Origin of the sequence: Colwellia sp. TT2012 (assembly GCF_001440345.1) — a bacterium.
In the GTDB taxonomy this organism is placed as follows: Bacteria; Pseudomonadota; Gammaproteobacteria; order Enterobacterales; family Alteromonadaceae; genus Colwellia.
The window spans coordinates 1-5,664 of the sequence record NZ_LJYX01000034.1; the positions used below are offsets into that span (position 1 = coordinate 1).

Below are 5,664 nucleotides of genomic sequence, written 5' to 3' on the forward strand. Positions count from 1 at the left end.
TTTAATTATCGTTTACTGCACAACCATTCGTTCTAAATCGGTTATTTATGTGGCTCAAAATAGAGGCTAATGTTTATTTAACTGTGCCTTTAAGTTATTGTATCGCTTGGTTTTACCAGCATTGCATATAACAAGCAATTCAACAGGACACGCAACAGTTGGCCGCGTTCACTCCGTTCACAAGTATGGCCAACTATTACTTAGCCCGTTAATTGGGCGTTAGCTTTATAAAGGATTATTTGTGCTATTTCTATTTAATACTCATCAACCAAAATATCTGTATGTGATTCAATCATTCATATTAGCTCTTTGTTTGGCACTACCTGCTGCTTACGGTGTGCATATTTTTTTTCCGTTATCAGAAAGCCCTGATTCTGAATTAACTATATTAAGTTTTTTTAGTGTTATTATTTTTGGTCCATTTATTGAAACTCTCTTAATGACCTTAAGTTTTAGTGTAATAAAATCATTCACTAATAAATTCGGTATTATTTGTTTTGTTAGCGCTTTATTTTGGGCTGGTTTACATTCATTATTAATACCTGTTTGGGGGCTTGTTACATTTTTTACTTTTTTAGTCTTCTCAATTGCTTTTCAAGTTTGGGATAAGGTTTCGAGAAAAGATGCATATATAATAGTTTTTTCAATTCACGCTTTAATAAATGCATTTGCTTTTCTAATGCCGGAGTAATAAAAAGCTAACAAGCCATTCAAAAGGACAAAAAACAGTTTGCTGTTTTCGTTCCTCAAACATTTTAGCAAACTATTTTATTGCCTCTTAATGGGGCGTTAGCATTATTGGGAATCTATCTACCTTTGAAGTTTATCCTTTATTTATTACTATTGAATTTAGCTTCATGCACTATCAGTCAATCTCCACCGATAGTGATACATGAGCAACATGGGGAAATGTTGGCAGACAATGCTATTTTTCAAAAAGATGCTATTGAATGTGCGGGTATTTCTCACGCAAATGTAGGCCCTATAAATAACACTGTAGATGCGGCTCTTGAAATGTTTATATTTTTTAATAGTTCAGACTCATGCATTTCTAACAGAGGCTGGGCTGTAAAAGAGAAATAATGCTAACAAGTCATTCAAACGGACAAAAAACAGTTGGTTGTTTTCACTCCGTTCAACATTATAACCAACAATTTTTTGCCGCTTAATGTGGCGTTATATGCACAAGGAGTGTCAAGCATTGAACATCAAACTACTTTCTATTTCGCTGGTCGTTTTATTATCAGCATGTGGTGCAAGTCAACCGCCACCGTATCAAAAAGACCGAGCACCTGAAGATAGAGATCAATATAGTGGCGCTGAGGGGTTAACTCAGCAGCAAAAAGATCAAACTTATCTTATGAATAAAGAGTTATCTGATAAATGTACTGAAGCTAAAATAGATTTGGCTATTGCTGAAACAGATAAAAATTCAAGTGAAATTAATAAGCAAAATGCAGTAATTAGCAGTACGTGCATATAACAAGCAATTCAACGTGACACGCAACAGTTGGCCGCGTTCACTACGTTCACAATTATGGCCAACTGTTTCTTAGCCCGTTAATGTGGGCGTTAGAGGTTTTATCAAGGATGGTGTTCAATTGAAAAATTTAATTATTATCATAGTCGTTTGTGCTGCTGCTTGGCAGTTCTACTTTAAAGACAGTACTCTCATCGAATCAACTCATACAAAAGCTGTTTCAGAATTCTCAAACAGTGATGCTATGAAAACGTTAGCTCAAGCTAAAGAGATAGCTAATCCTAAAATCACCTATAAATGCGATGGCAGACAACACTGCTCTCAAATGACATCATATGAAGAAGCGAAATACTTTATCCGTTATTGTCCCAATACGAAAATGGATGGCGACGGTGATGGTATTCCGTGCGAAATACAGTTTAATAAGTAGAGGTGCTTTCAAACCTCTAACAAGAACATCAAACGGAAAAATTACAGTTGGCTGTTTTTCGTTCCTCAAACATTTTAGCCAACTTTAATTTTCCGCTTATGTAAGCGTTAGAATTTACGCTTATATAGGCGCACAACTTGGAGAAAAATATGCGAGTATTTTTATTATTTATTATTTTGTTCTCATCAACTGTTAATGCAAAATTTAAATATGATTCATTTCAATCTGAATTATACACAATACAAGCTAATACTGATGAAGGTAAAAAAAGTTTAGATTTACTACGAAAAAAAATAAATACACTTATCAGTGAGGATAAAAATAACCCGTGGTTATTGTATGCTATGGGTGATCTTGAGTGGGAGTACATTGGTACATTCAAGACAAAAGATTACTTTGATCAAGATGGTAATATATCATCGAGGTCACCATTAGACTTAGATGAGCTTGCACAGCAAAAAATTATATCTTTTGAGTTTTACCATAAAGCGTATCACGCCCACGTAAATGGAACAGATAAACTCGACACTAAAATGTTGCTGCATCTCCAAGATACAGCAACGGATATTATGCTTAAAATTGACATTCATCGTACCATTCTTAAAGAAGAATCTCGTGTCGGAGGTATATTTGGTCCAAATAATACAAAAATTGAATTTCGTAGGGGTTTGGTATCATCTATGATTCGCGTCAAAGAGTATAGAATGGCCTTGTTAGAGCTTGATAAAGTAGAACAAGAGTTTCCTGCTGAGCAAAGTAATACTGAATGGCGAGATTATTTTACAGAACAAATAAATAATAAAGTTACGAAATAGTAAATTCTAACAAGGCATTCAAACGGACAAAAATACGTTGGCTACCGTTCGTGCCTCACTTATTTTAGCCAACCCATTTTTGCCGCTTAATGCGGCGTTAGCTTTCATCTCAAGGATGCAGATTTGTTCAAACTTTTATCAAACACTAATCAACCACTGAAACTGTATATATTTAAAATATACATATTAGCTTTATGTATAGGTTTGCCTATCGCTTTCTTAATTGACTATCTTGCTCCAAATGCAGAGGCACCTGATTTTGAAATAGGTGTAAGATCATTTTTTTCAGGTGTATTACTAGCACCAATATTAGAAACTTTATTAATGATTCCTATCATTGCATTAATAAGAAAAGTGACACCTAATATTTTATATGTCTCAATAATTAGTGCTTTGATTTGGGCAATCATGCATTCGCTTCAAGTACCTTTATGGGGAATAGGTGTTTTTACTCTTTTTTTCTTAATGTCTATGGCATATCAATATTGGGATAATCATTCAAGAGGTCATGCTTTGCTAGTAGTTATGATGATTCATGCTTTAAATAATGCGACGGTTTTAGCTTTTGTAGCGATTGAAAGCTAACAAGCAAATTAATCAGGACAAATAACAGTTGGTTTTTGCTCCTGCGTCGCCTATTTTAACCAACTATCATTTGCCCATTATTTGGGCGTTATTTGGCTTCGCTAATTCAAGCTAAATATTTATGTGTAAGAGCGGTGTTTTCTAAATTAGTTTGGTGTTTTACGCCTCAGTTTTCGCCGTAGCGGCTTGGTTAAATCCGCTAATAGGCTTTACTGTTTTAGACATTATTGTTGTAAAGCCATTATCTTGTTCAAGCTTAAGTGTTTGGCTCAAAGTTAATGGTTTGGTGGGTAGCTACGCTGGGCACTTTTGGCTTCTACGGTCGGGCTGCCATTGTTTTAAAAGCTCTTGTTATCGTTGGTAGTTTTCCGCTACCATCAAATAACAAGAAAATTCAAACGGACACGTACAGTTTGCTCGCGCTCCGCGCAGTATAGCAAACAGTACTTAGCCGCTTAATTTAGCGTTAGCCGTACTACCAGTAGCTGAATCGATGTGCTACTATAGTGATACATTTTTATTTTTTATTGAGCTATTTTATGAGAGTTGAACTAGTTACCACATTAAAGCGGCAAGCTACCAAAATCTTAGCAGAGCTTCACTCTTCAAAAGAACCAGTACTAATTACTGAACACGGTCAACCATCTGCTTATCTGGTTGATGTTGATGACTTTGAATTCATGCAACAACGAATGCAAATCCTCGAAGGTGTTGCTCGTGGAGAGCAAGCGATAAGAAATAAAGAAACCCTATCAAATAGTTTAGCCAAAGAGAAAATGAGCAAATGGCTGAAATAATATGGACTTCTCCTGCACTTGATGACATAAATGAAATCGCAGAGTATATCGCTATAAGTAATTTATTAGCAGCAAAAAAACTTGTTCAAACTGTATTTGATAAAGTCGACAGACTTGAAAGTTTTCCAGAGTCAGGAAAAAAACCTTTAGAGTTAAGTAAATTGAATTACAGGGAAATAATTGTCAATCCTTGTCGTATCTTTTATAAAATAGATGGTGACAAAGTTTTTATATTACATGTAATGCGACAAGAGCGAGATCTAAGGAAGTTTCTACTTCTAAATTAATGTACGGCTAACAAGTTAATTAAACGGAAAAATAACAGTTGGCCATCGCTTCGCGATTATAGCCAACCATTATTTTCCGCTTATTAAGGCGTTAGTTGGTACCGCTAAATCAAAGTAATATTTTATTGTAAAATCGGTGTTTTATAAATTGGCTTGGCATGTGTGTCGGTGAGTTTTCGCCATTAGCTTTCAAATGTTAACCAGCGAAAATCAGCCTCATTTGTCAATTGTAGGTTTTGTGTGTTCGCTTCAATAAGGTAAGTTGAGTGGCTCAAAGTTCAACCTTTTGAGTGTAGCGGTACTAGGTGCTTTTTGACTCTTCCGTACAACCAATAAACATGGTAACTTGTTGTTAGTTTGGTGTTTTTAAACTCCAACAACTAACAAGGCAATTCAAACGGACAAATTACAGTTGGCTTTTTGTTCGTGCCTCACATATTTTAGCCAACTGCAATTTGCCGCTTAATTGAGGCGTTAGGTGTTTTGACTAGTTTCAGGTATATAGCTGAATAGTATTTAAATCGAAAAAGGTATTTCTTTGGTAAATCAAAATTATCGTGATGAGTTGGAATCTCTATTAGTGAAAGTGTTTGTTCCAGCAGGTTATCAAATAACTAAAAACGTTGAGTTAGACCCAGTCCCTGAAAGCTCTAAATATGAAGCGTTAAATTTTTCTCTAAACGATCGAAGTATTGTTTATCGGAAAGGTAAAGTAACTGCAGATAGGCCGGGCGCCTTTTTGGCTGTTTGGCAGCGACCCGATTTAGAGGATGCTAATGGCAATAAACCTATACCATTAACATCGAGTGAGCTTGATTATTTATTTATATATGTAGAGAGTCATTCTAATATTTCGGAAGCGCTCGAACATAACTCTAAATATGGAATGTTTATTTTTCCCGTCTCACTTTTAATTGAAAAAGGAATTGTATCTTCGGTCAAAAGTAAAGGAAAAACAGGATTTAGAGTATTTCCTCCGTGGAGTCAAGATAGGGGAATTGTTGGAACTAAGGTTTTTTCTGAATCGGGCAAGAAAACTCAGCGTTGGCAAATACCATTTTTTCTAGAGATTGATGATAATGGTTTAATTGATTCATGTGAATTAAATAAACTGCTTAATAATAAACGAGTGTGAATCACACCTAACAAGTGACTATGGTGTCAAACCCTAATATTTAATTCATTTTAGGATCCCAGTAGACACCATCTCTCACCATCGAATTGAGCGTGATAACTAGCTTTCTAATACACGCGATTATCGCTACTTTCT

9 protein-coding genes are annotated in these 5,664 nt (G+C 35.3%); all 9 read left to right on the forward strand.

What is annotated here, in order from left to right; translation table 11 throughout:
* Positions 1-241 precede the first annotated feature (241 nt).
* The 9 genes from ASU03_RS18270 to ASU03_RS18315 all read left to right on the forward strand — a co-directional run bounded on the left by ASU03_RS18270 (position 242) and on the right by ASU03_RS18315 (position 5,529).
* Entirely contained in the window at positions 242-691 is a 450-nt protein-coding gene (locus ASU03_RS18270; protein ID WP_057831032.1) for a hypothetical protein, read from the forward strand.
* Positions 692-816: 125 nt separating this feature from the next.
* Positions 817-1,083: a hypothetical protein gene (locus ASU03_RS18275; protein WP_157465964.1), complete on the forward strand. Its 267-nt coding sequence runs from the start codon at positions 817-819 to the stop codon at positions 1,081-1,083.
* Positions 1,084-1,180: 97 nt separating this feature from the next.
* Positions 1,181-1,483 (forward strand): hypothetical protein, encoded by a 303-nt coding sequence (locus ASU03_RS18280; RefSeq protein WP_082627348.1) that lies wholly within the window; start codon positions 1,181-1,183, stop codon positions 1,481-1,483.
* A gap of 118 nt (positions 1,484-1,601) precedes the next feature.
* Positions 1,602-1,910 (forward strand): excalibur calcium-binding domain-containing protein, encoded by a 309-nt coding sequence (locus ASU03_RS22135; RefSeq protein ID WP_157465858.1) that lies wholly within the window; start codon positions 1,602-1,604, stop codon positions 1,908-1,910.
* A gap of 137 nt (positions 1,911-2,047) precedes the next feature.
* A complete protein-coding gene (locus tag ASU03_RS18290) occupies positions 2,048-2,725 on the forward strand; it encodes a hypothetical protein (protein WP_157465965.1) in 678 nt (225 codons plus the stop codon).
* A gap of 123 nt (positions 2,726-2,848) precedes the next feature.
* Positions 2,849-3,310, forward strand: a complete 462-nt coding sequence (locus ASU03_RS18295) for a CPBP family glutamic-type intramembrane protease (protein ID WP_057831332.1) — start codon at positions 2,849-2,851, stop codon at positions 3,308-3,310.
* A 539-nt stretch (positions 3,311-3,849) separates the two neighbouring features.
* Positions 3,850-4,107 carry a type II toxin-antitoxin system Phd/YefM family antitoxin gene (locus ASU03_RS18305; protein WP_057833221.1) on the forward strand — a complete coding sequence of 86 codons (258 nt, stop codon included), beginning with the start codon at positions 3,850-3,852 and terminating at the stop codon, positions 4,105-4,107.
* A complete protein-coding gene (locus ASU03_RS18310) occupies positions 4,095-4,394 on the forward strand; it encodes a type II toxin-antitoxin system RelE/ParE family toxin (RefSeq protein WP_057833222.1) in 300 nt (99 codons plus the stop codon). The genes ASU03_RS18305 and ASU03_RS18310 overlap by 13 nt, the downstream gene beginning before the upstream one ends.
* 538 nt (positions 4,395-4,932) lie before the next feature.
* On the forward strand, positions 4,933-5,529 hold the full coding sequence (locus ASU03_RS18315) for a MepB family protein (protein WP_082627347.1): 597 nt from the start codon (positions 4,933-4,935) through the stop codon (positions 5,527-5,529).
* Positions 5,530-5,664: the final 135 nt, after the last annotated feature.